General features: G+C 71.7%; 24 protein-coding genes and 1 riboswitch. Of the genes, 13 read left to right on the top strand and 11 right to left on the bottom strand.

Annotated features, from left to right (window positions below; all coding sequences use genetic code 11):
- Positions 1-2 precede the first annotated feature (2 nt).
- Positions 3-1196, bottom strand: a complete 1194-nt coding sequence (locus ISO16_RS23475) for a pyridoxal phosphate-dependent aminotransferase (protein WP_083662405.1) — start codon at positions 1194-1196, stop codon at positions 3-5.
- Positions 1197-1313: 117 nt separating this feature from the next.
- On the opposite strand from ISO16_RS23475, the gene ISO16_RS23480 reads away from it, so the two are divergent.
- Positions 1314-1916 carry a carboxymuconolactone decarboxylase family protein gene (locus tag ISO16_RS23480; RefSeq protein ID WP_006931110.1) on the top strand — a complete coding sequence of 201 codons (603 nt, stop codon included), beginning with the start codon at positions 1314-1316 and terminating at the stop codon, positions 1914-1916.
- Here the strand turns inward: ISO16_RS23480 and ISO16_RS23485 are convergent.
- Entirely contained in the window at positions 1898-2311 is a 414-nt protein-coding gene (locus tag ISO16_RS23485; protein ID WP_072634502.1) for a VOC family protein, read from the bottom strand. The genes ISO16_RS23480 and ISO16_RS23485 overlap by 19 nt on opposite strands.
- A gap of 113 nt (positions 2312-2424) precedes the next feature.
- Between ISO16_RS23485 and ISO16_RS28790 the strand changes: the two genes are divergently transcribed.
- Positions 2425-3525, top strand: a complete 1101-nt coding sequence (locus ISO16_RS28790; protein WP_230304423.1) for an FG-GAP repeat domain-containing protein — start codon at positions 2425-2427, stop codon at positions 3523-3525.
- Positions 3522-4583 (top strand): galactose oxidase early set domain-containing protein, encoded by a 1062-nt coding sequence (locus ISO16_RS28795; RefSeq protein ID WP_230304424.1) that lies wholly within the window; start codon positions 3522-3524, stop codon positions 4581-4583. Before ISO16_RS28790 ends, ISO16_RS28795 begins: the two co-directional genes overlap by 4 nt.
- A 41-nt stretch (positions 4584-4624) precedes the next feature.
- Here ISO16_RS28795 and ISO16_RS23495 read toward each other — a convergent pair whose 3' ends face one another.
- Entirely contained in the window at positions 4625-5554 is a 930-nt protein-coding gene (locus tag ISO16_RS23495) for a sigma-70 family RNA polymerase sigma factor (protein WP_072634504.1), read from the bottom strand.
- Between the two features lie 358 nt (positions 5555-5912).
- Here ISO16_RS23495 and ISO16_RS23500 point away from each other — a divergent pair, with 358 nt between their 5' ends.
- From ISO16_RS23500 to ISO16_RS23525, 6 genes are all read left to right on the top strand, one after another.
- Positions 5913-7001 (top strand): ABC transporter substrate-binding protein, encoded by a 1089-nt coding sequence (locus ISO16_RS23500; protein ID WP_050034701.1) that lies wholly within the window; start codon positions 5913-5915, stop codon positions 6999-7001.
- Entirely contained in the window at positions 6998-7822 is an 825-nt protein-coding gene (locus tag ISO16_RS23505; protein ID WP_072634505.1) for an ABC transporter ATP-binding protein, read from the top strand. Before ISO16_RS23500 ends, ISO16_RS23505 begins: the two co-directional genes overlap by 4 nt.
- Positions 7815-8687 (top strand): ABC transporter permease, encoded by an 873-nt coding sequence (locus ISO16_RS23510; RefSeq protein WP_072634506.1) that lies wholly within the window; start codon positions 7815-7817, stop codon positions 8685-8687. Before ISO16_RS23505 ends, ISO16_RS23510 begins: the two co-directional genes overlap by 8 nt.
- A gap of 33 nt (positions 8688-8720) precedes the next feature.
- A complete protein-coding gene (locus ISO16_RS23515) occupies positions 8721-10073 on the top strand; it encodes an LLM class flavin-dependent oxidoreductase (protein ID WP_065922945.1) in 1353 nt (450 codons plus the stop codon).
- Between the two features lie 181 nt (positions 10074-10254).
- Positions 10255-10689, top strand: a complete 435-nt coding sequence (locus tag ISO16_RS23520; RefSeq protein ID WP_072634507.1) for an MFS transporter — start codon at positions 10255-10257, stop codon at positions 10687-10689.
- 7 nt (positions 10690-10696) lie between these two features.
- Entirely contained in the window at positions 10697-11683 is a 987-nt protein-coding gene (locus tag ISO16_RS23525) for an LLM class F420-dependent oxidoreductase (RefSeq protein ID WP_006931130.1), read from the top strand.
- A 25-nt stretch (positions 11684-11708) separates the two neighbouring features.
- Here the strand turns inward: ISO16_RS23525 and ISO16_RS23530 are convergent, their stop codons facing one another.
- The 3 genes from ISO16_RS23530 to ISO16_RS23540 all read right to left on the bottom strand — a co-directional run bounded on the left by ISO16_RS23530 (position 11709) and on the right by ISO16_RS23540 (position 13364).
- Positions 11709-12272, bottom strand: coding sequence for a GNAT family N-acetyltransferase (locus ISO16_RS23530; RefSeq protein WP_006931131.1), 564 nt, complete (start codon positions 12270-12272; stop codon positions 11709-11711).
- A gap of 2 nt (positions 12273-12274) precedes the next feature.
- Complete coding sequence (locus tag ISO16_RS23535) at positions 12275-12943, bottom strand: DUF3239 domain-containing protein (RefSeq protein ID WP_006931132.1); 669 nt, start codon at positions 12941-12943, stop codon at positions 12275-12277.
- Positions 12944-13079: 136 nt separating this feature from the next.
- Positions 13080-13364 (bottom strand): hypothetical protein, encoded by a 285-nt coding sequence (locus ISO16_RS23540; protein WP_206530884.1) that lies wholly within the window; start codon positions 13362-13364, stop codon positions 13080-13082.
- A gap of 1025 nt (positions 13365-14389) precedes the next feature.
- Between ISO16_RS23540 and ISO16_RS23545 the strand changes: the two genes are divergently transcribed.
- The 3 genes from ISO16_RS23545 to ISO16_RS23555 all read left to right on the top strand — a co-directional run bounded on the left by ISO16_RS23545 (position 14390) and on the right by ISO16_RS23555 (position 18181).
- Positions 14390-15790, top strand: coding sequence for a CitMHS family transporter (locus ISO16_RS23545; protein ID WP_006936182.1), 1401 nt, complete (start codon positions 14390-14392; stop codon positions 15788-15790).
- A 67-nt stretch (positions 15791-15857) separates the two neighbouring features.
- Positions 15858-17531, top strand: a complete 1674-nt coding sequence (locus ISO16_RS23550) for a sensor histidine kinase (RefSeq protein ID WP_072634508.1) — start codon at positions 15858-15860, stop codon at positions 17529-17531.
- On the top strand, positions 17513-18181 hold the full coding sequence (locus ISO16_RS23555; RefSeq protein ID WP_072634509.1) for a response regulator: 669 nt from the start codon (positions 17513-17515) through the stop codon (positions 18179-18181). Before ISO16_RS23550 ends, ISO16_RS23555 begins: the two co-directional genes overlap by 19 nt.
- 12 nt (positions 18182-18193) lie before the next feature.
- Here ISO16_RS23555 and ISO16_RS23560 read toward each other — a convergent pair whose 3' ends face one another.
- Both ISO16_RS23560 and ISO16_RS23565 read right to left on the bottom strand, forming a co-directional pair.
- Positions 18194-19852, bottom strand: coding sequence for a DNA repair helicase XPB (locus ISO16_RS23560; protein ID WP_072634510.1), 1659 nt, complete (start codon positions 19850-19852; stop codon positions 18194-18196).
- A gap of 76 nt (positions 19853-19928) precedes the next feature.
- Positions 19929-22217, bottom strand: a complete 2289-nt coding sequence (locus ISO16_RS23565) for a helicase-associated domain-containing protein (protein WP_072634511.1) — start codon at positions 22215-22217, stop codon at positions 19929-19931.
- A gap of 59 nt (positions 22218-22276) precedes the next feature.
- Between ISO16_RS23565 and ISO16_RS23570 the strand changes: the two genes are divergently transcribed.
- Positions 22277-22465 (top strand): hypothetical protein, encoded by a 189-nt coding sequence (locus tag ISO16_RS23570; RefSeq protein ID WP_006936172.1) that lies wholly within the window; start codon positions 22277-22279, stop codon positions 22463-22465.
- 64 nt (positions 22466-22529) lie between these two features.
- On the opposite strand, the gene ISO16_RS23575 is transcribed toward ISO16_RS23570, so the two are convergent.
- The 3 genes from ISO16_RS23575 to ISO16_RS23585 form a co-directional block, all read right to left on the bottom strand.
- Positions 22530-23114 carry a resuscitation-promoting factor Rpf1 domain-containing protein gene (locus ISO16_RS23575; protein ID WP_006936171.1) on the bottom strand — a complete coding sequence of 195 codons (585 nt, stop codon included), beginning with the start codon at positions 23112-23114 and terminating at the stop codon, positions 22530-22532.
- A 9-nt stretch (positions 23115-23123) separates the two neighbouring features.
- A riboswitch (cyclic di-AMP (ydaO/yuaA leader) is annotated at positions 23124-23349 on the bottom strand.
- Between the two features lie 211 nt (positions 23350-23560).
- Positions 23561-23953, bottom strand: a complete 393-nt coding sequence (locus ISO16_RS23580) for a YccF domain-containing protein (RefSeq protein WP_006936165.1) — start codon at positions 23951-23953, stop codon at positions 23561-23563.
- Positions 23950-24183: a hypothetical protein gene (locus tag ISO16_RS23585; RefSeq protein ID WP_072634579.1), complete on the bottom strand. Its 234-nt coding sequence runs from the start codon at positions 24181-24183 to the stop codon at positions 23950-23952. Before ISO16_RS23585 ends, ISO16_RS23580 begins: the two co-directional genes overlap by 4 nt.
- Between the last annotated feature and the right edge of the window lie 114 nt (positions 24184-24297).

Here is a 24297-nt window from a genome sequence, read left to right on the forward strand (position 1 = left end):
GTTCAGCCGTGCTCCCGCAGGCTGCGCAGCCGCCGGACGCCCTCGAGGAGGACGTCGTCGCGCTTGCAGAACGCGAAGCGCACCAGATGGTTCCACTGCTGGGGGTCGTCGACGAAGGCGCTGACCGGGACCGCGGCCACCCCGATGCGTTCGGGCAGGGTCCGGCAGAAGGCGACACCGTCCGTCGCGCCGAACGGGGTGATGTCCGCGCACACGAAATACGTGCCGGCCGAGTCCAACACACCGAATCCGGCGTCGGCGAGGGCGCCGGAGAGCAGGTCGCGCCTGCGCTGCAGATCGTCGCGCTGGGCGGCGATCCACGGCTGCTCGTGGGTCAGCGCGTACGCGACGGCGGGCTGGAACGGCGCCCCGGCGACGAACGACATGAACTGTTTCGCCGCGCGCACCCCGTCGATCAGTTCACGGGGGCCGAGCGCCCATCCGATCTTCCAGCCGGTGACGTTGAACGTCTTCGCGGCGCTGGACACGGTGACGGTGCGTTCGGCCATGCCGGGCAGCGACGCGAGCGGGCGGTGCCGGCGGCCGTCGAACACCAGGTGCTCGTACACCTCGTCGGACAGCACCAGCAGGTCCCGCTCGCAGGCCAGTGCCGCGACCGCGCCGAGCGCCGCGTCGTCGTAGACCGTGCCCGTCGGGTTGTGCGGGGTGTTGACCACGAGCATGCGGGTGCGCTCGGTGACCGCGGCGCGCAGCGCGTCCACGTCCAGGACGAACCCGGACCCCGCGCGGGCGAGCGGCACCGTGCGGCGGCTCGCCCCCGCCAGCGCCACGGACGCGGCGTAGGAGTCGTAGTAGGGCTCGGTGAGCAGCACCTCGTCGCCGGGTTCGACGAGACCGAGGATGGCGGCGCTGATCGCCTCGGTGGCGCCGACGGTGACGAGGACCTCGGTGTCCGGGTCGTGCTCGAGCCCGTACCGGGCGGCGCGGTCCGCCGCGATCGCCCGGCGCAACTCGGGCGTGCCCGGCCCGGGCGGGTACTGGTTGACGCCGTCGGCGATGGCCTGGCGCGCGACGTCCAGCATTGCGCGGGGGCCGTCCGTGTCGGGAAAACCCTGGCCGAGGTTCACGGCGTCGTGCGTAACGGCCAGGGCGGTCATCTCGGCGAAGATCGTGGACGCGAACGGGCGCAGCCTGCGGACGGTGCGGACCCGATGTGAGGACGCGATTTCTGCCATTTCTGCAGCTTAGCCGCGCCCTTCCCGGCCTCCGGCAGCGGTCGTGTCACATCCGGCGGGGCTGTCTCGTCCAAAGGATGAACGGTCCCGCTCGGGACCCGAGGAACGGAGAAGGTCATGGCGCGCATTCCCGCGGTGACACCGGCCGAGGCCGGCGTCACGACGAAGATCGCCTACCGGGTGGCCCGGCGCCGCTTCGGGGAGGTGCCCGAGCCGTTCGCCGTCTACGCCCACCATCCGGCGTTGATGCGGGCGAGCGCCGTGCACGAGATGCTCGTCGAGCGCGCCTCGACGGTGCTGCCGGCGCACGTCCGCGAGCTCGCGGTGTACCGGGTGGCCTGGAGCGTCGGGTGCTCCTGGTGCGTCGACTTCGGCGCGATGCTGCAGCGGCTCGACGGACTCGACGTGGACCGCCTCGAGCACATCGCCGACTACGCGACCTCCGACGCCTACAGCGACGACGAGCGTGCGGCGATCGCGTACGCCGACGCGATGACGGGAGCCGGCGGTGCGGCCGTCGCGGTGACGGACGAGCAGGTCGCCGACCTCGAGCGTCGCTTCGGGCGGGCCGGGGTGGTGGAACTGACGTACCAGATCGCGCTCGAGAACATGCGGGCCCGGATGAACTCGGCCCTCGGCATCCACGAGCAGGGTTTCAGCACCGACGCGTGCCGGGTGCCGTGGCTGCAGGACGACGCGGCTCAGGGCAGCACGAGCTGACCGATGGGACCCGGATTCCAGGCGATCTCCCACCGGAACCCATCGGGGTCCGCGAAATACCCTGTGTAGCCGCCCCACTCACGTTCGACCGCGTCGGAGACCGGATCGGCTCCGGCGCGGCGGGCGGTGTCCAGCACCCGGTCGACGTCCTCTCGGTCGGCGACGTTGTGGGCGAGCGTCACGGGCGGGACGCCGCCCCGCTGCACGGGGCCGACCTCGGCCGCGAACTGCCGTTCGTCCCACAGGGACAGGACGAGGTGCGAGCCGACCTGGATCATCACCACCTCGCCGGGGACGTCGACGACCGGGGTCCAGCCGAGTCCGTCGACGTAGAAGCGCCGGGTGCGCTCGAGGTCGGCGACGGCGAGAGTGACGAAGCTCAGTCGTTGCTCCATGGCCGAAGCCTAGGCGTGTCCGTCCCGGACACGCGAGTGCGGATGGGCGACACTGTTCGTGGTGTCTCGTTCGCGGACCCGACCGCGGCGGGACACGGATACTGGGAGGCGCCATGGCCGGTGGTTTCGTGCCTGTTCCGGACTGGTTCAGCTGGGAGAATCACGACTGCGGCGTCGCCGTCGCCGACCTCGACGGTGACGGCGCACCGGACGTCGTCGCTCTCATGATCGACAACCCGCGAGAGCAGAACACCGGCTGGTACCGGGTCGGACACGGGCTGGCCGCCGACGGAACGGTGCGCAACTGGGAGTCCTGGATCCCCGTTCCCGATTGGTGGGGCTGGGAGAACCAGGGCGCCGGTATCGCCGTCGCGGACCTCGGCGGTACCGGCACGCTCGACCTCGTCGTCTTCGTCGTCGACAACCCGCCCGGCCAGAACAGCGGACAGTTCCGGCTGGGCCGGGGGTTGACTCCCGAGGGAACGCTGACCGCCGGCTGGACGCCCTGGGTGCCCGTACCGGACTGGTACGGCTGGGAGAACCAGGGTGCGGGCATCGCCGTCACCGACCTCGACGGCGACGGCCGGCCCGAACTGATCGTGCTCGCCGTCGACAATCCGCCGGGGGAGAACGGTGGTCACTACACGATCGGCTGGGGTCTGGACGGATCCGGTCACGCCCTCGACGGCTGGAGCGTGTGGTCCACCATCCCGGCGTGGGGCTTCTGGGAGAACCAGGGTGCGGCAGCCGCAGTGCTGGATCGGGGCGACGGTTCCCGGCCCGAACTGGTCGTGCTCGCGACGGACAACCCACCGCAGCGCAACACCGGATACCTCCGCGTGGTCGAACTCGTCACGGACGTCGACGAGGCGCCCGACATGGGCCTCTGGCGGCTGCTCGACTTCGGCACCGAGATCAATCCCGTGCACGCGGCGCTGCTGCACACCGGGGACGTGCTCTTCTTCGCAGGCTCCGGGAACGATCCCGACCACCATGCAGCCCATCGATTCCGCACCAGAGTCTGGCACTATCCCGCTCCCGAACTCGACGCTCCGGCCACACCGATCGACCTGTTCTGCGTCGGGCAGGCGTTTCTTCCCGACGGGCGCCTTCTCGCGGCCGGGGGCACCGAACGGTACGACCCGTTCTACGGTCTGAAGGACGCGCTCGTCTTCGATCCGGTCACGGGGAGTGGTCGGCCACCGCCGACATGACGTACGGGCGGTGGTACCCGACGCTGCTCACCCTCGGCGACGGGAACGTGGTCGCGGTGTCCGGACTCGGCGCCGACAACCATCTTTCGGTCGTCCCCGAGCGCTACACCGCGGCGACCGCGACGTGGTCGGAACTGCCGTCGCCGGGCCCGATCCCGATGTATGCGCACCTGTTCCTGCTCGCGGACGGCCGGATCTTCTATTCCGGAGGTCAATACGGCGGGAACAACGGCATGCGGCCGTCCGTGTGGGATCCCGATACGGGTCACGTCACCGCCGTGGCCGGCCTGGCCGTGCCCGGTTCCCGCAATCAGGCGGCGAGCGTGCTGCTGCCGCCGGCCCAGCAGCAGAGGGTCATGATCCTCGGCGGCGGAGGATTCGACCTGCACAGTCCCGCACCTGCACTCGCCGACACGCGGATCGTCGACCTCACCGACCCGGAGCCCGCCTATCGGCCCGGTCCCCCGATGGCCCATGCCCGCATGCATCTGAGCGCGGTGCTGCTCCCGGACCGCACGGTGCTCGCCACGGGCGGTTCGGCGGTGGAGGAGACGGCGCACGGCGCACCGCCCCATGCGGAGATCTACCGGCCCGCCACCGGCGTGTGGACGCACACCGCGCCCTCTCGGGTGCCCCGGCTCTACCACTCGGTCGCCTTGCTGACCCCCGACGGGAAAGTGGTCACCGCCGGCTCGAATCCGGCCCGCAAGACGGAGGACCTGCGCATCGAGATCTACTGGCCCCCGTATCTGTTCCACGGCGACCGGCCGACCCTCGAGCTGGCCGCCGCCGAGGGCGGATACGGGGGAGCCGTTGCCGCGACCGTGCACCCGCGCGGCGCCGTACAGACCGTCGGCCTCGTCCGTCCGGGCGCCTGCACCCACTCGTGCGACAGCGAGCAACGCCTGGTCGACGTCGCGTTCACCGCCGGGGCGGGTGGATCGGTCACGCTGCATCTGCCCACCGACCCCGACCTCGCGCCGCCGGGGTGGTACCTCGTGTTCGCGGTCGACGAGCACGAGGTGCCGTCGATCGGCCGATGGCTGCACCTGGGGTGAAACCGATCGCACCGTCCGGTCGGCGGATTCGGTCCGGTTCGCTACGCTCGGTCGCCGTCCCCGCGGTCGAGCAGGACGCCGCGGAGCTTGTCGGGATTGGCCATGTCGTAGGCCGCCCAGACCCGCCCGTTGCGGACCGTGCAGCCGACGACCCGGCCGGCGAAGGCCCGGTGGGTCTCGTCGCCGGGGCCGCCCCCGCTGACGAACCCGAGTTCGCCGTTGACGAGCGCCGGTGTGCCGGCCAGGAACGCCTCGGCGCCGTAGCGCTGCATCAGGCCCAGGAAGAACCGGGCGAACCGCTCCGCGCCGACGACGACGTTGACGGCCGTGCGGGTCACCCCGTTGGCGTCTCCGATCACCCGGGCATCGGGATCGAGCGCCGCGACCACCGCCGCGAGGTCCCCGGAGGCGAGGGCGGTCATCAGCCGCTGCACCGCCTCGACGTGCTCGGCGGCCGGCACGGGGGGCGGCGCGGCCGCGACGGCCCGCCTACCGCGGGAGGCGAGCTGGCGCGCGGACGCCGGCGTGACGTCGAGAATGCCGGCGATCTCGTCGAACGGCACGGTGAACCCGTCGTGCAGGACGAAGGCGACGCGCTGGGCGGGGGTGAGCGTGTCCAGCACGACCATCGCCGCCATCCTGCTGTCCTCCTGCCGCACCACGGCTTCCAGTGGATCCGGGGCCGGCGATCCGCCGAGCGGGGTGACGATCGGCTCGGGCAGCCACTGGCCGACATAGTTCTCCCGGCACGCCGTCGCCGACCGCAGCCGGTCGAGGCACAGGCGTCCGACGACGGTGGTCAGCCACGCCCGCAGATCGTCGATCCGGTCGGTGTCGGCGCCGTCGAGGCGCAGCCACGCGTCCTGGACCGCGTCCTCGGCGTCGGCGACGCTGCCCGTCAGCCGGTAGGCGACGGAAAGCAGGTGCGGCCGATGCTGCTCGAAGGCGTCGGCGAGCACGGCGGTGCGCATGGGGCGATCGTACCGACCGACGGCGCGATCGCGACCGGTACGGCACCGGACCGAACATGTCAAGGGATCCGCACACGGATGCGCCGAAGCGTTGACCCGTCGCGGCGGCCCGGGACAGACTTCCGGAGTCCGATCGCCGCAGAAGGAGTCCACCGTGTACGAGTGTCCGGACTGTTGTCGCTGACCCTCCCGGTGTAGCCCGGCGTGCCGGCCCGTCCGGCCGGCCGCCGTCGCGCGATCTTCCGTTGCCGCACCGCGAATCCCGGTGTCGCGTACGCCTTCACTGTCGCCGCGCGCCGCATTTCTCCGTGCCCGCCGTGCCGGGCCTCTTCGTCGAACGTAAGGGACAACTCTCGCGATGTCGTATTCCACGCTGCGCAGCCGACTGGTCCGGTCGGCTGCGGTCGCAGCCACCCTCGTCACCCTCGCCGCGGGGGTCGCGGCCTGCTCCTCGGGGTCGGAGACCACCACCACCGAGGACGGTCGCACCGTCCTGCGCTACCAGGGCTCGGCCGGCCAGGTCACCTATCCCGAACTCGCGGAGAACCTCGGTTACTACGAGAACGTCGCGCTGGACTGGGTGGGCGACACCACCAGCGGTCCGCAGGACATCCAGTCCGCGGCCACCGGCCAGACCGAGTTCGGCGGCGCATTCAACGGCGCCGTCATCAAGCTCGCCGCCGCCAACTCGCCGATCACGTCGGTCATCAGCTACTACGGCTCCGACAAGGAGTCGTTCAACGGCTACTACGTGCTCGAGGACAGCCCGATCCGCACCGCCCGGGATCTGATCGGCAAGAAGGTGGGGATGAACACGCTCGGTGCCCACCACGAGTTCCTCGTCCGCGAATGGCTCGCCCAGCAGGGACTGACCCCGGACGAGATCAAGCAGGTCGAACTGATCGTCGTGCCCCCGGTGAACACCGAGCAGGCGCTGCGGGAAGGGCAGATCGACGTCGGCACCCTCGGCAGCGTGTTCCGCGAGACCGCGGTCTCGCGCGGCGGGATCCGTCCGCTGTTCACCGACGAGTCCCTGTTCGGGGCGTTCAGCTACGGCACGTACGTCTTCCGAGACGACTTCATCGCCGAGAACCGGGACGCGGTGGCGGATTTCGTGCAGGGCACGGCGCGGGCCATTCGCTGGGCGCAGACCACCCCACGCGACGAGGTCATCGCCGAGTACAAGGAGATCATCAACGGCCGCGGCCGCAACGAGAACACCAACCTCGTCGAGTTCTACAAGAGCCCCGGCGTCGCCGGCCCGGGCGGGACGATCACCGAACAGGAGATCCAGACCTGGCTCGACTGGCTCGCCCGGAACGGCGAACTGCCCGAGGGCACGTTCACCCCGGCCGACATCTACACCAACGAATTCAACCCCTACGCCAACGGCACCTACGAACCGTCGAGCGGTCCGAACGGTGAACCCGTCGAGGAGGCGAAATGAGCACCACCCCGAAGCTCCGTCTCGAGCACGTGACCAAGCAGTTCCCGGTCCGCGGTACGGACACCGCGTTCACTGCCCTCGACGATGTCAGCCTCGACCTGGCCGACGGTGAGTTCCTCGTCCTCGTCGGCCCCAGCGGCTGCGGCAAGTCCACGCTGCTCGACCTTCTCGGCGGGCTGAGCAGGCCGACGTCGGGACGGATCCTGCTCGACGGACAGCCGATCTCCGGGCCGGGCCTGGATCGGGGCATCGTCTTCCAGCAGTACGCGCTCCTGCCGTGGCGCACCGCGCGGCACAACATCGAATTCGGCCTCGAGGCGAAGGGCCTGCCCCGGCGTCAGCGCCGCGCGCTGGCCGAGCACTACCTCGAGCTGGTGGGGCTGCGCGGGTTCGGCGATCGCTATCCGCACGAGCTGTCCGGCGGCATGAAACAGCGCGTCGCGATCGCCCGGAGCCTGGCGTTCGACCCCGAGGTGCTCCTCATGGACGAGCCGTTCGCCGCCCTCGACGCGCAGACCCGGGAGTCGTTGCAGGACGAGCTGTTGCGGATCCGGCACGAGACCGGCAAGACCATCCTGTTCATCACCCACGGCATCGACGAGGCGATCTACCTCGGACAGCGCGTCGCCGTGCTCACGTCCCGGCCCGGGCGGATCAAGACCGTCGTGAACATCGACATCGATCGCACCGTCGACGACGTCCGGTCCGGCGAGGCGTTCCGACACTATCGACACCGGATCTGGTCGTTGCTGCACTCGGAGGTCGAGCGCGCGCAGCACCACGAGTTCGGTGCCGCAACCCAGGAGGTGCAGCATGTCTAGTCCGAGCGCCACGCTGATCGACCCCGTCGAGCTCGACGGGGCCCTCGCGGAGCAGCGACCCGCGCCGGCCGTGCCCGCCCCGGGCGCCGGGACCGGACGCCGGGTCGGTGCCGTCGTATGGCGCGGTGTGAAGCCGGCCCTCGCGATCCTCGCCTTCCTCGCGGTCTGGGAGACCGCGCCCCGGTTCGGGCTCGCCGACGAGGTGTTCCTGCCGCCCTTCACCGTGGTCGCGGAGGCCTTCACCCAGCTGATCGGTAGTGGCCAGCTCGCCGAACACCTCGGCGCCAGCCTGTCCCGGGCCGTCACCGGATTCGTGATCGCAGTGCTCGTCGCGATCCCGCTCGGGGTGGCGATCGGCTGGTACCGGCCGGTGGCCGAGTTCCTCAACCCGATCCTCGAGCTGTTCCGCAACACCGCCGCGCTCGCACTGCTGCCCGTGTTCATCCTGATCCTGGGCATCGGCGAGACCTCGAAGGTGGCGCTGGTGATCTACGCGAGCACCTTCCCGATCCTGCTCAACACCATCTCCGGCGTGCGCACCGTGGATCCGCTGCTGGTCAAATCGGCCCGTTCCCTCGGTCTGCCTTCCTACCGCCTGTTCCAGAAGGTGATCCTGCCGGCTGCCGTGCCGACGATCTTCACCGGCATCCGGATGGCTGCGGCCTCGTCGATCCTCGTGCTCATTGCGGCCGAGATGGTCGGCGCCAAAGCAGGTCTCGGCTATCTCATCACCGCCTCGCAGCTCAACTTCCAGATCCCGAACATGTATGCCGGCATCGTCGCCATCTCCCTCGTCGGTCTGACCTTCAACGGGATCCTCGTCGCAGTCGAGCGCCGACTGTCCCGCTGGCGCGCAGACCAGTAGTCCCTCCGTTCCCACGTACTCGGATAGGTTGTCATGTCCCAGTCTCCGAAGCAGTTCCACCTCAACGCCTTCCTGATGGGGGTCGGCCACCACGAGGCCGCCTGGCGACACCCGCGCACCGACGAGCGCCGCGTCCTCGACGTCGCACACTTCCAGGAGCTCGCGCAGATCGCCGAACGCGGCAAGCTCGACTCGGTGTTCTTCGCCGACGGCCTCGCGACCGGTCCCCGCGTGGAACACAACATCCAGGCGGTCTTCGAGCCGATCACTCTGCTGTCCGCGATGGCCGTCGTCACCGAGCGGGTGGGCCTGATCGCCACCGCGTCGACCGGCTACAACGAGCCGTTCAACCTCGCCCGCAAGTTCGCCTCGCTCGACCACATCAGTCACGGCCGCGCCGGCTGGAACATCGTGACCTCGGGTGGCGCCGACGAGGCGGCCAACTTCGGCTACGACGAGACACCGGACCACGCCGGCCGTTACGACCGCGCCGCCGAGTTCGTCGACGTCGCCGTCGACCTGTGGGACAGCTGGGACGACGATGCCGTCGAGCTGGACGTCGACAGCGGCCGCTTCGCCGACCCGGCCAAGGTACACACCATCGACCACGACGGCGCGCGGTTCACGGTGCGCGGCCCACTGAACTCCCCGCGCTCACCCCAGGGCCGTCCCGTGCTGGTACAGGCCGGATCCTCGGAGAGCGGAAAGGATTTCGCCGCCCGGTACGCCGAGGCGGTCTTCACCGCGCAGCGCACCCTGGCCGAGGGGCAGGCGTTCTACCGCGACCTGAAGGCCCGCGTGGCCGAGGCGGGGCGGGATCCGCACTCCCTGAAGGTGCTCCCCGGGATCGTGCCGTTCATCGGCGACACCGAGGCCGAGGCCAAGGCGCTCGAGCAGGAGTTCACCGACCTGATCTCACCGGCGTACTCGTTGCGCCAGCTCTCCGGGATGGTGGGAGTTGATCTCACCGAGCATGCCCTGGACGCGCCCCTGCCTCCGCTGCCGCCGATCGACCGGATCCAGGGCAACAAGAGCCGCTACGAACTGGTGAGGAACCTCGCCGAGAGCGAGGGCCTGACCGTGCGCCAGCTCATCGGGAAGCTCGGCGGCGGCCGCGGTCACCGCACCTTCGCCGGCACCCCCGAACAGATCGCCGACGAACTGCAGCTGTGGTTCGACAGCGAGGCCGCCGACGGCTTCAACGTCATGCCGCCGTATCTGCCCGGCGGACTCGAGGACTTCACCACCCGCGTGGTGCCGATCCTGCAGGAGCGCGGGCTGTTCCGCACCGAGTACACGGCGACGACGTTGCGCGGCCACTACGGGCTCGACCGCCCGGCCGGTCGCCTCGCGGCCACCGCATACGCGGGTGCCGCGACGGCGTGAGTCCGCCCCTCGAACCGACGTCGCTCGTCCGGACGGTGTTCGTCCCGTCCGCGATCTTCGGGATCGGGCAGGGTGCCGGGGCCCCGGTGGTTGCGCTTCTCGCGCGCGACCTCGGGGCCCCGGTGTCCGTGGCCGGGTTGATCGTGGCGTCGACCTACTCTGTTCGTATCCGGCGGGACAGATGATGGACCGCTTCGGCCGCCGCGTCGTGGCGGTGCCGTCGCTGCTCGTGATCGGTGTGGCGTTTCTGGCGCTCCCGATCGCGGACGATCTCATCTCCCTCGTGGCGGTGGCCGTGCTCCTCGGAATCGGCAACGGCCTGGGCAACGGCGTCATCATGACGCTCGGGGCCGACACCGCCCCGCCGCGGACGCGTGCGGAGTTTCTCGCGGCCTGGCGACTGATGCACGACAGCGGTATGTTCGCCGGCCCGTTCGCGGTCGGGGCCGTCGCCGCGCTGTCGCTGGCGGCCGGCGCACTGACCGTCGGAGGACTCGCGATGCTCGGTGCCGCCGTCATGTACCGGTACATTCCGCGATACTCGGCTTGGCCGCGTCGCACGCTGCAACCGGCGTCGGCGTCCGAGAAGGCAGCACACACCACGACACCGAGTTAGGACCCACATGCGTTTCGGATTCTTCGTCCCCCAGGGCTGGCGGCTCGACCTCGTCGGCATCGATCCCGCCGAGCAGTGGCGGGTGATGCGCGACCTGGCGCAGCGCGCCGACGCCGGCCCGTGGGAATCGATCTGGGTGTACGACCACTTCCACACCGTGCCTCTGCCCACTGAGGAGGCCACCCACGAGGCCTGGTCGCTGGTGTCGGCATTCGCCGCGGTCACCGAGAACGTGCGCATCGGACAGATGTGCACCGCCATGAGCTACCGCAACCCCGCCTACCTGGCGAAGGTCGCCGCGACCGCGGACATCATCTCCGGCGGCCGCATCGAGATGGGCATCGGCGGCGGATGGTACGAGCACGAGTGGCGCGCGTACGGATACGGCTTCCCGCCCGCCGCCGAACGGCTGCGCCGGCTCGACGAGGGCGTGCAGATCTTCCGGCAGGCCTGGACCACCGGCACCGCGACCCTGCACGGCAGGCACTACCAGGTGGACGGCGCCGTCGTGCGCCCCCTGCCGCTGCAGGACGGCGGCATCCCGCTGTGGATCGCCGGCGGCGGGGAGAAGGTGACCTTGAAGATCGCGGCCAAGTACGCGCAGTACACCAACTTCGACGGCACCCCGGAGGGCTTCGCCCACAAGTCGGAGATCCTGCGCGGGCACTGCGCCGACGTGGGCACCGACTTCGACGCCATCGTCCGCTCGGCGAACTACAACGTCGCGATCGGCCGGACCGAGGCCGAAGTGCAGGAGCGCCTCGATGCGCTGCGCGCGCGGCTCGAACCGTACGTCGGACCGGAGAAGGCCGACAGCGCGCTCGACGCGTTCCGGGGACTGCCCGCCGTCGGCACTCCCGAGCAGATCGTCGAGAACTTCACCGCGCTGAAGAAGCAGGGCATGACCTACGCGATCCTCTATTTCCCCGAGGCCGCGTACGACACCTCGGGCATCGAGTTGTTCGAGAGGGAAGTCCTGCCCGAACTGCGCTGACCGGGGTCGCCGGCGGCCGTGCCGATCACATCGGCCACCCGTCGGCCGGCACGCGTGGGTCGTCGGGCAGCAGACCCGCGACCCACGCGTCGTGCCGCACCCCGCGCTGCAGCACGCCGCGCCGTTGCACCCCCTCGAAGCGGAAGCCGACGCGCCGCGCCACCGCCGCCGACGCGAGATTGGCGGCCAGCGCCCGCCATTCGATACGGCCCAGTTTCAGACCGTCCGCGCGGAAGGCGAAGTCGCACAACACGTTCACCGCGGCCGTCGCGAGCCCGCGGGTGCGTGCGGCCGGAGCGATCCAGTACCCGATCTCCGCGGCCGACGGGTCGCGCGCGATCAGCCCGATCGTGCCCAGCAGCGGGCCGTCGGCGGTGGTCCGCACCGCCCACACCGGACTGTGTCCCTCCCAGCCGGCGGGCACCACGTCGCCGACGAACCGTTGCGCGTCGGCGCGGGTGTAGGGGTCGGGGACCGTCGTCCACCGGACGATCGACCGGTCCCGGCAGGCGGCCGTGATCGCGTCGACGTCGTCCGGGCCCGGCACCGTGAGAACGACGGTGCTTCCGGCGAGGACGACGGGTCGCATGGTCAGCGGAGGTCGGGGGGCAGGTCCTTCGGGTCCAGCACGAGCCGGCGCTCGTCGCTGGCCGCGACCTCGTCCGAGAGGGACAGCTTGCCTTCGACCACCTTCCACTCGGTCTCGTCGATGGCGGCCGCGGCCTCCCGCAGCACCGAGGCGTCGCGGGTGCCCCACGCGATCGGCATCGGGCTGACCATCTGCCACGCGCCGCTCGTGTTGCGGGTGGTGCGGTCCGACAGCACCGCGACGCACGGCACGCGCTCGCCGACCTGCACCCGGTGCCCCGGTACGGCCGTGACGTCCCGGGCGACCAGCGCATAGCGGTGGACGCCGGTCTCCGGCTTGGCGATGTCGACGAGCGCGAGCAGCGTCATCCCGCGCGGCCGGAGCTCGGAGACCACGGCCGGCACCAGGGGACTGTCCCGGTACAGGTGCTGGATCGTGCCCACCTTGCGCGGCGCCCATACCGCAACCCACGCAGCGGTGAGTGCGGCGACGATCACCACCGCCGCGACGACGAAGGACCACGCCTGGCCGATCAGGAGCAGCCACACCGCGGCCGCCGCGAACAGCACCGCCAGCACGATCCCCGAGACCCGCAGCCGCCGCACCTCGGCGACGGTCTGATTGACGGCCTTGGCGTGGGGCAGGTCCACGGGGAAGTCGAAACGGCGCACGCCGTCAGCTTATGCGACCGGCTGGTCGGCGGTAGAGCCCTGTAGGGGGGCCGCAGCGGTGGTGAGGGGGGCGTTGCTGTGGAGCCCTCTCGCGCGATGGCGCAGGATCCACCCCTTCGACACGAGGACCTTCGGATCACTGCGTAGCGGCCCGTACCGCCGCGATCACCCCGGCGACGAGCAGGGCCAGCAGGGCGACCACGAGCAGGACCGGAGCCAGCAGCGCCACCAGGACGACGGCGAGAGCAAGGAGGATCTTGGCCTTGATGCTCAGTCCGGACAGCAGGCCCTTGAACGCTGCCCACACGACGTTCTTGCCGGTCAGGAAGGCCCGGATCCCCTCCAGGACGGCACTTTTGATCGGGTGGCCCTCGGTGACGGAGTCGGTGAGCTGATCCGTCCACCCGGGGATCTTGCGCATCACCGCGGCTCCTTGCCTCCGCGCCGCGCGCGCAAGTCGGCGAACGCGGATCTTCAGCCACTCGACGAGGGCCGCGAAGGGTCCGGGCTTGCGGCTCGGAAGAGGCTCGCCGCGACCGGTGGGTCCGGGGCGTTGCGAGGTCGAGGCCGGCCGGCGGGGCGTGCGCTCCGGCGACGAGGGCCGGGATGCCGACGAGGGCCGGGATGTCGTGGAGGTGCGGGATTGCTCGCGGGGCCGCTGCCGTGCCTCCCCCGCGGCGGCGGTCCGCGTCCGCGGACGGGCCGGGCGCGTGGCGGCTTCCTGCCCCGGGCGGCGGGGGGTCTCCGACGTCGATCGGCGGGGGGCCGTTGCCCGTTCGGTGCGCGGCTTCGACGCCGTCCGCCGCGGTGCCGCCGTGGTGGTCGATTTCGTGGCGGCCTCCTGCCCCGGGCGGCGCCGGGGGGCATCCGACGTCGATCGGCGGGGTGTCTCCGGCGCCGATCGGCGGGGGGCCGTTGCCCGTTCGGTGCGCGGCTTCGACGCCGTCCGCCGCGGTGCCGCCGTGGTCGATTCCGTGGCGACCGACTTCGGGGCGGCCGACTTCGTGGCGGCCGACTTCGCGGCGGTCGGTTTCGTGGCGGACGAGCGTCTGCGGGGCGCTCGTTCCCGGCCGGCGGTGGCCGACGCCGTCGGCCTTTTCGCCGTCCCGGACGACGGGGCCGCACGACGCGGCCGCTCGGTCGTCCTGGTCGAGCTGCCCCGGTCCGCGGCCTTGGTAGCCGTTCGGCCGGGGCTGCCGGATGCGGTCCGGCCACCCTTGTCGCCCCGTGCGCCCATGCAGAAGGCGTACCCCTCATGCGGTCCCGGTAAACCCGCCGACCGGGGCGAATGCACTCGAGCAGAATGCGCACAACGGCGCTATCGCACGCAACGGTGACCACCCGCAGTGGCCTGCCCCACACTTCCGTGTAGCAGAGATCACACCGGGCGACGACCCGGATTCTCGAACCTCCTCCGCACCGTCCACCGACGAAAGCGAGCAGATCGTGCTTGTCTTCCTCGGCTTCCTCATGGTTGCCGTCTTCATGTATCTGATCCTGTCCAAGAGGGCCACTCCCGTCGTCGGGCTGATCCTCGTTCCGGTCGCCTTCGGCCTGTTCGCCGGTGCGGGCGCCGATCTCGGCGACATGATCGTCGACGGGGTCACCGACCTCGCCCCGACGGCCGCGCTGCTGTTCTTCGCGATCATCTTCTTCGGGATCATGATCGACGTGGGGCTGTTCGACCCCCTGGTGCGGCTCGTCCTGCGGCTCGTCCGGGACGACCCGGCGCGGCTCGTCGTGGGGACGGCAGTGCTGGCGATGGTCGTCTCCCTCGACGGCGACGGCTCGACCACCTTCATCATCACCACGTCCGCGATGCTGCCGCTGTACCTGAAGCTGCGGGTGAGCCCGGTGGTGCTGACGGTTGTCGCGGGCCTGTCGAACGCGACGATGAACATCATCCCGTGGGGCGGCCCGACGGTCCGCGCCGCCAGCGCGCTCGGCCTGTCCCCGTCGGATGTGTTCGTCCCGATGATCCCGTCGCTGCTCGTCGGCCTGGTCGTCGTGCTCGGGTTCGCGCTGCACCTCGGTGTCATGGAGCGCCGGCGCCTCGGCAAGCTGGTGTGGACCGCTGAGCCGGTGCTGGCCGGCGCCGGCCGCGGCGGCTCCACGGGAGCGGGTCGTTCGGGTTCGCGTGGCACCGGCAGCGGATCCGGGCCGGACGCGACCGGCGACGACGAGACCGGCGGTTTCGTCGCAGGTCTCGACCCGACCCGCGCGACCCTGCGACCGAGGCTGCTGCCGTTCAACGCGCTGCTCACCGTCGCCCTGCTCGTCGTCCTCGGGCTCGACATCCTGCCCATCCCCGTCCTGTTCATGATCGCCGCAGGTTTGGCGCTGGCCGTGAACTTCCCGCGCGTGTCGGAGCAGTCCGAGGCGATCGTCCGGCACTCGTCGAGCATCGTGTCGGTCGTGGCCATGGTGTTCGCGGCCGCCGTCCTGACCGGTGTGTTCCAGGGCACCGGCATGGTCGAGGAGATGGCGCAGTGGCTGACCGGCGCGATCCCGGACGCGCTCGGCCCCTACCTGGCGGTGATCACGGGCGTGCTCAGCATCCCGTTCACCTTCTTCATGACCAACGACGCGTTCTACTTCGGCGTGCTGCCGGTCCTGGCCGAGACGGCCGCCCAGTACGGGATCGAACCGGTCGAGATGGCCCGCGCCTCGATCACCGGCCAGCCCGTGCACATGCAGAGCCCGCTGGTGCCCGCGATCCTGCTGCTCGTCACCCTCGCCGGCGTCCAGCTCGCCGACCACCACCGCAAGGTGCTGTGGCGCGCGACGCTCGTGTCGCTCACCATGCTGGCCGTCGGCATCCTCCTGGGCCAGATCCCGCTCGGCTGAGCTCCGCACCGACGTACCGTCGCGAGAAACGGATCAACGTGTCGGACCCCGAACTGCCGGAGGCGTCGTGAGGCTGCGCACCCAGGTGCTGCTGTTGCAGTCCGCCGTGGTGGCGGTGGTGCTCGGACTCGGGTTCGCGGCGTTCGTCACCACCACCGAGGACCGCGTCACCGACGAATACGGACAACGCGCCCTCGCCGTCGCCCGGACCGTCGCAGCCGATGCCACGGTCCGGGCCGAGGTGGCCCGGCTCGCGGCCGCCGACGACGGAGTCGTCGCACCCGGCAACCCGGAGCTCGCGACCGGCACGGTCCAGCAGGCCGCCGAGGCGGTGCGCGCGGCCACCGGCGCGTTGTTCGTGGTGGTCACCGACGAGCAGGGACTGCGGCTGGCTCACCCCGACGCGCGGCTGCTCGGTCTGCGGGTCAGCACCGACCCGGACGAGGCCCTGGCCGGACGGGAGGTGGTGCGCAGCGAGCGCGGCACCCTCGGCGACTCCGTCCGGGCCAAGGTGCCCGTCGTCGCCCCCGGCTCGGAGCGGGTCGTCGGCGAGGTCAGCGTCGGCATCGCCACCGACCGCGTCCGGTCGGAGCTGCGCGAGGACATCGCGCAGGCGGCGCTCGTCGCGGCCGGCGCCCTGGCGTGCGGCGCCGCGGGATCGGCGCTGCTGGCCCGCCGGTGGAAGCGGCTGACCCTCGGCCTCGAGCCCGAGCAGCTCGCCGAGCTGGTCCGGGAGCAGGAGGTCGTGCTGCACGGCATCGGGGAAGGGGTGATCGGCGCCGACACCGAGGGGGTGGTCACCGTCGTCAACGCCGAGGCCCGGCGGCTGCTCGACCTGCGCGGCGGAGTGGGGGACCGGCTCGAGGACGTCGGGCTCACCCCGCGCCTGCTCGACGTCGCGCGCCGCCCCCGCGACGAGCCGGTGGCCGCCGCCGCGGGCGACCGGATCGTGCTGGCCGTCGCGCGACGGGTCCTGCGCGACGGCCGCGACCTGGGCACCGTGATGTCGGTGCGCGACCGCACCGACGTCGAGAAGCTCACCCGCGAACTCGACGCCGTGCAGTCGCTGACCACCGCACTGCGGGCCCAGCGGCACGAGACCGCGAACCGCCTGCACCTGCTCTACGGCCTGCTGCAGCAAGGCCGCAGCGCTCAGGCCACCGAGTACCTCGAGCAGCTCCTCGGATCCGGGCCCACCGGCCGGCCCCTCGACGGGCTCGACGCCGTCGCCGACCCGTACCTGCACGCCTTCCTCACCGCCAAGGCCGCCCACGCGCGGGAGAGCGGGGTGACGCTGGTCCTCGGCGAGAACACCTGGGTGCGCGGCACCGTCCGCTGCCCCGTGGACGTCACGACCGTGCTGGGCAACCTGCTCGACAACGCGATCGAGGCGGCCCGCGAGCACGGGCACGACCCCGCCGAGGTGGAGGTCGAACTCGTCGAGGCCGGCCGCGACCTGCACCTGGCCGTCGCGGACACCGGTGCCGGCATCGCCGCCGGCCGCGCCGGGGAGGTCTTCGGGGAGGGTGTCACCACCCACGCCGACGGTGCCGTCCCGGGCGGTCGCGGAATGGGCCTGGCGCTGGCGCGGCAGGTGGCCCGGCAGCACGGCGGCGACGTGATCCTCGCCGATCCCGGCGGGCGGCGCACCCCGGACAATCCCACCGGGGGCGCGGTGTTCGTCGCCACGCTGATCGACGTACTCGACGAAGGAGACACCGCGTGGGCGGATCCGATCTGACGGTGCTCGTCGTCGACGACGACTTCCGCGTCGCGGAACTGCACGCGAGCGTGGTCGCCGCGGTGGCCGGGTTCCGCGTGGCGGCGGTCGCCGGTACCGTCGCGGCCGCGCGCGCCGCGGTCCGCGAGGCCCCGGTCGACCTCGCGCTCGTGGACGTGTACCTGCCCGACGGCTCCGGCATCGACCTGATCCGTGAACTCGACTGCGACGCATTCGTACTCGGCGCGGCCGCCGAGGGCACGACGGTGCGGGCCGCGCTGTCCGCCGGCGCCTCGGGGTATCTGGTCAAGCCGTTTCCCAACACCGAACTCGCGCGGCGGTTGTCGGCGTACGCGCAGTACCGGCGTCTCGTCGCCGGCGCCGAACTCACCCAGGCCGAGATCGACTCGGCGCTCGCCGCGCTGCGCCCGGCGCCGTCGGGCGCCGGCGACAGGGCGCCCCGATCGGTGACCAAAGAACTTGTCCTGCAAGCTCTCTCGTCCTCGAACACGCCCATGTCGGCGGGGGAGGTGGCGGCCACGATCGGGGTGTCCCGCGCGACCGCTCAGCGTTATCTCGCCGCGCTCGTCACCAAGGGGCAGCTGCGGATGCAGCTCCGGTACGGCAGCACGGGACGACCGGAACAGGAGTACCGCCTCCCGCCCGGCTGAACCGGCCGGCGGTCAGCCGATGGTGGGGCCGAGCAGATCGTCCGCGTCGGTGATCCGGTACGCGTAACCCTGTTCGGCGAGGAACCGCTGCCGGTGCGCGGCGTACTCGGCGTCGAGGGTGTCGCGCGCGACGACCGAGTAGAAGTGCGCCTGCCCGCCGTCGTGCTTGGGGCGCAGCAACCGGCCGAGGCGCTGCGCCTCCTCCTGGCGCGAGCCGAACGTGCCCGACACCTGCACCGCCACCGACGCCTCGGGCAGGTCGATCGAGAAGTTCGCGACCTTCGACACGACGAGCACCTTCAGCTCACCGGCGCGGAAGCGGTCGAACAGCTCCTCGCGCTCCTTGTTCCGGGTCGAGCCCTTGATCACCGGGGCGTCCAGCGCCCCGCCGAGCTCGTCGAGCTGATCGAGGTACGCCCCGATGATCAGGGTGGGGGAGTCGCGGTGCCGGTCCAGGATCGACTTCACCACCGCGATCTTCGTGTGCGCGGTCGAGCACAGCTTGTACCGCTCCTCGGGCTCGGCCACCGCGTACGTCATCCGTTCCGCGTCGGTCAGGGTCACCCGCACCTCGACGCACTCCGCGGGCGCGATCCAGCCCTGCGCCTCGATGTCCTTCCACGGTGCGTCGTAGCGCTTGGGGCCGATGAGCGAGAATACGTCGCCCTCGCGGCCGTCCTCGCGCACGAGGGTCGCGGTGAGGCCGAGCCGGCGCCGGGACTGCAGGTCGGCTGTCATCCGGAACACCGGGGCGGGCAGCAGATGCACCTCGTCGTAGATCATCAGCCCCCAGTCGCGGGAGTCGAACAGCTCGAGGTTGCGGTACTCGCCCTTCGACTTGCGGGTGATGACCTGGTAGGTGGCGATGGTGACCGGGCGGATCTCCTTCTTCTCCCCGGAGTACTCGCCGATCTCGTCCTCGGTGAGCGACGTGCGGGCGATCAGCTCGCGCTTCCACTGCCGGCCCGCGACGGTGTTGGTCACCAGGATCAGGGTGGTGGCGCCCGCCTTGGCCATCGCGGCCGCACCCACCATCGTCTTCCCCGCCCCGCACGGCAGCACCACCACGCCGGAGCCGCCGGCCCAGAACGAGTCCGCGGCCATCTCCTGGTAGTCCCGCAGGTGCCAGGGGTTGGTCTCGAAGTCGAGGTTGATCGCGTGTGCCTCACCGTCGACGTAGCCGGCGAGGTCCTCGGCCGGCCAGCCGACCTTGAGCAACATCTGCTTGAGCCGGCCGCGCTCGCTCGGATGCACGATCACGGTGTCGTCGTCGAGCCGGGCGCCGAGCATCGGCGCGATCTTCTTGTTGCGCATCACCTCCTCGAGCACCGCCCGGTCGAGGCTGACCAGGGTCAGGCCGTGCGCGGGGTTCTTCACCAGCTGCAGCCGGCCGTAGCGGGCCATGGTGTCGACGATGTCGACGAGCAGCGGCTGCGGGACCGCGAACCGGGAGTGGGTGACCAGGGCGTCGACGACCTGCTCGGCGTCGTGTCCCGCGGCGCGGGCGTTCCACAACGCCAGCGGGGTGACCCGGTAGGTGTGCACGTGCTCGGGGGCGCGTTCGAGCTCGGCGAACGGCGCGATGGCCTGCCGGGCCTCGTTCGCGAGGGCGTGGTCGACCTCGAGGAGCAGGGTCTTGTCGGACTGGACGATCAACGGTCCGTCGGCCACGGACGCCTCCTAGCGCGGGAACAGGCAGAACCTCCCCATTCTCCAGGTGCGGCGGCAGGCCCGCCACCGGCCGCCGTCACTCCACGAGCGCGACCGTGGTGATGCGGTGCAGCACGAAGCTGCGGACCGTGCCCGCGGCGGGGTCGAACGCCTCGAGCTGCCCCCCGCCGACTGCGACGGGATCGACGATGCGGTGGGTGGCGACGCCCTGCGCGTCGACGTAGCCGATCCGGACGCTGCGCTTGCCGTGCGCGGCGAGTTGCAGCAGCGCCATCGTCGCGGCACCGCCCGTGCGGGTGCCGTCGCCGCGGACGGTGGTGCCGCGCGGGGCGGCCGCGGCCCGGTCCCCGGCGCGCAGCGTGCGGATCAGGGTGTCGAGTTGCTCCCCGGTGGGCGGCGTCGGTCCGATGTAGCGGGGCCGTGCCCGCGGCACCGACACCCGGGCGCCTCGTGGCCGCAGGTCCAGCACCGCGCCGGTGGCGTCCTCGCCCGCGGGCGCGAAGCCCGCACCGCGCAGCTCGGCGAGCACCTCCGCCAGCGGCGCCTGCGACACCGCGACCGTCGGCGCGACGGCCCGCAGGGCGAGGTGGCCGGCGACGGGGTGACCGAGCACCTCGGCCAGCAGCGCCGGGTCGTCGGAGCGGACGAACGAGGCGGCGATCCCGGCGCGGAGCCGGCCGTGGCGGCGGGCGACGTCGTCGATCAGGTAGGTCAGCGCCTGGGGGACGGGAGTGCGCGAATGCGTGGCGAACAGGGCGTGCAGCTCGGCGGCGCCGGTGCCCGCGTCCAGAGCGCGGCGCACGCCGGTCTCGCTCACCCGGTACACCGTGGCCGCGCCCGCCGACTCGACGTCGGCGACGAGGGCGATGCGGTCCGCGAGTTCGGGCACCAGGGGGCCGGGCGCCACCACCGTCAGGTCGGCCTGGACCAGCACGTAGTCGACCGGTTCCGGCAGGACCGCGGCCATCTCCGCCTCGGGGTCGCCGCCGTGCAGCAGCGCCTTGCCGGGCGAGGCGAGAGCCCCGTGCGCGACGACGGCCAGCGCCGTCGCCTCCCGCAGCGTCTCGGCCACCGTGTCGGCGCCGAGCCGGGCCGCCCACCGCGGCCGCCGCCAGGCCAGCACGGCTCGCGCCGCATCCGCGCCGGGCGCCGACCCGGGCACCTCGGCGAGCAGCTCGAGCAGCAGGCGCCGCTCGCGCGGTGCGGCGGTGGACTGGCACTCGTCGGACAGTGCGGCGATCGGCTTGTCCGTCGCGTCGCGGCGCCCGACGAGCCACGGACGTCGCGGCGCGTCGAGCCACGCGCCCGCGAGCACGGCCCAGCGCTGCGCGGGCGGCGCGTTCGACCAGCCGTCGGCGGCGGTGGTCGGCGCCCAGTAGTCGTCGATGTCCGTCGGGGGCGGCGGCTGGGGCACGCCCCGCGAGATCAGGCCGGCCGCGGCGAGCACCTCGACGAGCAGCGCGGCGAGTTGCTCGTCGACGTCGACGGTCTTGGCGAGGCGGCGCAGTTCGCGCACTCCGAGGCCCCCGGACTTGAGCGCGGGGGCGGGCAGCGCGGCGAGCGCGTCGATCACGTTCTCGCAGTGCCGCAGCAGTTCGAGGGCGGCGCCCGCAGCGGTGGCGTTGACCTCGGCGACGACGTGCGTCGCGGGCAGCGGCCGGGGCGGGGTGAGGGCGGCGGGGTCGAAGGGGGCCTCGCCGCGCAGCGCCTGACCGACCCGGTGCGGCAGCTCGACGGTCTCGTCGTCGAGCCGGATCAGCAGCCCGGCGGTGAGCAGGCGCTGCACGGGCCGGTCGGCGGGTGTGCCCGCCGCGGCGTCGCGGGTACGCCCGACGGGCGAGGTGCGCGCGAGGGTGTCGAGCAGGCTGCGCTGCGCCGGATCGAGGTCGGCGAGCAGGGCGCCGACCTCGGCCGGGGCCGGCAGCTGCTCGGGGTCGGGACTGCGGCCGATTCGCCACGGCACCGCCTCGGCCGCGGCCTTGACCAGCCGCAGCCCGTCGGCGGGACCCCACACGAGCGACAGGCGGCGCAGGCGGTCGAGGGACCGGTCGACGTTCTTGGCGGTGACGCGGCCGGACACGGAGTCGAGCAGCGCCCGGCGGGTCACCGGCTCCCGGTCGGCGCCCAGCCGGGTCAGCGCGTCGACCACACCGAAGTCGAGGACGGTGAGTTCGTCGGCGGCGCGGAACACCGAGGCACGTTGCTGCGCGCGGCCGGCCAGGACGGCCATCGTCGCGGGTGGCGGGACCACCAGGTCGGGGCGCGCGCGCAGCAGCTCGGCGAGGTCGGCGTCGCGGCGGTCGCTCAGCCAGCGCACGAGCGACTCCGGCCCGGTCTCCGGCGCGGCGGGGTCGGTGGCGGTCATCGAGACCAGATTAGAGACCTGAAGTAGCTGTCCGTGAACCTGCCTGCCAAAATGAGCGCATGGCTGACAATTCGAAGAAGCAGTATGTCGATCCGGGGTGGCCCAAGGTGGCGGACGGGGACCACGCCGTCACCGAGTTGTCCTCGACTCGTTCCGGCCCGTTGTCCCCGTACGGCGAGGAGATGGAGTTCCCGTTGCCGGTCGACTCCCTGCCGTACACCCACCCCCGCACCGTCATCAACCGCTGATCGAAGCACGAAAGAGCCCCGCACCGGAACGGTGCGGGGCTCTTTCGTGCGTCTGTGCCGGGTATCAGTTCGGCAGGGCGGCGTTGACCGCGTCGACGAGGTTCTGGTCGACGGCGATGCCGGCCTGGCGCAGGGCGTCGAGGCCCTGTTCGAAGCCGGCCCGCAGGCCCTGGGCCTCCGCGGGCAGAGCGGGAAGCTCGGGCACCTCGGGGGCGGCCTCGACGACCGGGGTGTTCTGGACGGTGCCGGCGCTCGTGGACGGGGCGCTGCGCTGCGTCGGAGCGCTGCTCAGGCCGAGGCTCGAGGAGCAGGACGGCCACGCGCCCCAGCCCTGGCCGGCGAGCACGCGCTCGGCGACGGTGATCTGCTGCTCGCGGGTGGCCTGGTTGGCGGTCGCCGCGTACTCGCCGCCGCCGTAGGCGTTCCACGTGCTGGGGGAGAACTGCAGGCCACCCTGGTAGCCGTTGCCGGTGTTGATGCCCCAGTTGCCGCCGGACTCGCACTGCGCGAGGCGGTCCCAGTCGGAGTCGGGAGCGGCGTTGGCGGTGCCGCTGAAGGCGACGCCCGTGACGCCGAGAACCGCGCTGGTCAGCGCGAACTTGGCGACGGTGCGGCCGGTGTTGGTGGGTTTGCGATGGCGTCCGCTCATGTCGGTTCCGGTTCCTCTCCGTACGCGCCTACGAGGTCAGCTGTCGGGTTCGGGCTGAAGAGGTAGCCCGGCCTCCTCGCCGGTGGGCGATTCGGCTTCACCCCAAGGACCGTCGCCGTGGGCGGCGATCCGGGTGCCTCCTGGGAATCGGTGTTCCCTGGGAGACCGTTGGGTCCCCCGCTTCCTGCTCCCGTGGATCGTTCGTCGGGACACCCGGAATCCGCGGAGCAGGATTTGGCGCGACGGACCCGGGGTGGCCGAACCAACCGGCCGGAGACGACGGTAACGGCTCGAGGCGGGGATTGTCACCAATTGATAACGCCGAGCGCGGCGAGGGCGGCGCGTGAGTGGCGCGTGTGGCGCGATGAAGTCGCAGGTAGGGACCAAAGTCCATCGCCGGTGCCGGTTCGCGACCTCGCCGTTATGCCCGTGTTATGTGAGGAACGTCACATGTAACTCGGGCGGTTGTCCACCGGGACGATGTCCTTCCCGAGCGGCAGCAGCGAGATCGGCACCATCTTCAGGTTCGCGAGCGCCAGGGGGATGCCGATGATCGTGATCGCCATCGCGATCGCCGTCACGACGTGACCGAGGGCCAGCCAGATGCCGGCGACGACGACCCAGATCACGTTGCCGATCAGTGACCCGGCCCCCGCCGTGGGCTTGTCCACCACCGTCTTGCCGAACGGCCACAGCGCGTACATGCCGATGCGGAACGAGGCGATGCCGAACGGGATGGTGATGATCAGCACGAAGCAGATCAGGCCTGCCAGGAAGTACCCCAGCGCCAGCCACAGGCCGCCGAAGACCAGCCAGATGATGTTGAGCAGAATCCTCACGTGCGGTCCCTTCCGCGGGAGCGCCGGCCGGAGCGCAGCGCGAAGGTCAATGCCAGCACGAAGCCGAGCGGCCAGGCGAGAGTCAGCAGATACAGCACCAGGCCCGGCCGGCCGTCGGTGACGGCGGGGGTCAGGAAGATCGCCACCACGGCGACGATCCCGACCAGGAAACATGCCAGCGCGGCCTTGAGCAGGCCGTTGCCCGGTGCGGAAGAACTGGAGGTGCCCACGCGTCCACCGTAGTGCTTCCCCACCCGCCCGCGCCGCCGCCGGACATTCGAAGGTGGACTCCGCCGCGGGTACACTGACGCATGTCTGCGCGTCCCGCACTCGAAGCGGGGCGC

This window comes from Rhodococcus sp. M8 (assembly GCF_015654185.1).
In the GTDB taxonomy this organism is placed as follows: Bacteria; Actinomycetota; Actinomycetes; order Mycobacteriales; family Mycobacteriaceae; genus Rhodococcus; species Rhodococcus aetherivorans.